The 1607-nt window shown below is 56.6% G+C and carries 1 protein-coding gene; it reads right to left on the minus strand.

Annotation, left to right across the window (positions count from 1 at the left end; genetic code table 11):
* On the minus strand, window positions 1-1607 hold a 1607-nt coding region (locus tag WMO26_RS13490; RefSeq protein WP_349221145.1), incomplete at both ends, for an RICIN domain-containing protein.

Consider the following 1607-nt stretch of genomic DNA (forward strand, 5'->3'; position numbering starts at 1 on the left):
TTCTTTTGGATTTCCGTAATGTTCCCCAGCTCGTCATAGGTATAGGCCAGGGTATCATTCCCGTTTTGCACCGATTTGACAAGGGTGGTAGTGGAATTGGGCAGGGCGCCTTCCAGATACTCATACCGGGTGACAAAAGGCGTGGTGGTGTTCAGGGTGCGGGTGGAGAGCCTGGATAGATCGTCGTAGCCATAGCTTAGAATTTGGCTGCCGTCGACCTTCACCCCGTAAATGAGCCCGGGCTTTTGCTTGAGGGCCGTGTCCCCGTAGAGATATTGGGTCTTGGTGGTAACGCCCAGAACCTTGCTCAGGTTAAAGTCCACACGGTTCTTGTCGTCGTAGCGCACCGACAGCTCCTGGCCGTGGCTGGTGCGCATCCCGGTTAAGCGGTTGATCAGGTCATAGTCATACCGGGTGGTAACGTTGTTCAAGAGATCTTCATGCTGGAAGAGGGCTCCTCTGGCGTCGTACTGGTACCGGAAGGCGGCAGAGCCGTCAAAGCTCTTCTCTACGAGCCGGTCGTACCGGTCGTAGGCATAGCCCACCGTCTTGCCGTTTCCGTAGGTGCTCGACTGCAACAGACCGTTGAAGGGGCCGTACGTGTTCGACAGCAGCGTCTGGCTTCCCACCTTGGTGGCGGTGGTGTTCCCGAAGGAGTCGTAGAGAAAACTGTAATCAAAGCCGTTGTGCGTGATGGTTTTGATCCGGTCGTCCTCATAGGTGTAGCGGTTGGTGACGCCCCCGGCGGATACGGAAGTCACCGCGTCCGTGTTGGGGTCGTAGGTGTAGGTGGTGGCGTTCCCCTTTGCGTCCGTCGCCTTGGTGACCAGCCCTGGATTCCCTTCATACGCATAGGTGGTGGAATTCCCTCTTGTGTCGGTGACCTTGGTGACCAGGCTTCCGTCACTGTTGTACTCGGCTGAGGACTCTAGGATATCCGAGATCTCGTCGAGAATCCATTCCTGGTTGGCTCCGCCGTTTACCGGCGACACATTGATGGACGCATCCCTCCCATAGGACACATCGGTCACATCTATTACCGCGCCGGATGATTTTACATGGATCCGGTACGCCCCGGTCGTTTCGTTCTTTTCAAACCGGAACTTCTGCATATCCGTATCCGCCTTGTCCTGCAACTGGACCCACACCCCGTCAGCGGCAATCCCCAGCACCTTGTTATCATTGTAGCCGGTCACCAGATAGAAGTACCCGTCTTCACCCGGCACTGCCTCTAGCCGGAACCGCTGGTTTTTCCCGTCGTGGAGATAATGCTGGATAATTCCGGTTCCGTTTGCCTCGGTTCCGTTTGGCACGTCCAGCATCTGCCCCGAATGCCGGGCGCGGATGTAGTAGGTTTTCCCATCCTGGGGTTCAGCTGACCGGGATGCTCCCGTGTCCGCCGGCTCAAAGTACCAGCACTGGTCCACATGCTCCCCATTGATAGGCCAGAGGGCCGGATTTTCCCCTCCTGCGGTTCCTCCCCCATAGTTTGTAATTACCTTACCGGGAGCGCACTTGGGTTCCATCTGATAGCTGCCGTCCGATAGAGGCCGGACCTTGAATTTCTGCCCGTCGCCTCCATTGTCCGTATAGATTTGGATACGCAG

The organism is Solibaculum intestinale (genome assembly GCF_040096205.1).
GTDB classification, from domain to species: Bacteria; Bacillota; Clostridia; order Oscillospirales; family Acutalibacteraceae; genus Solibaculum_A; species Solibaculum_A intestinale.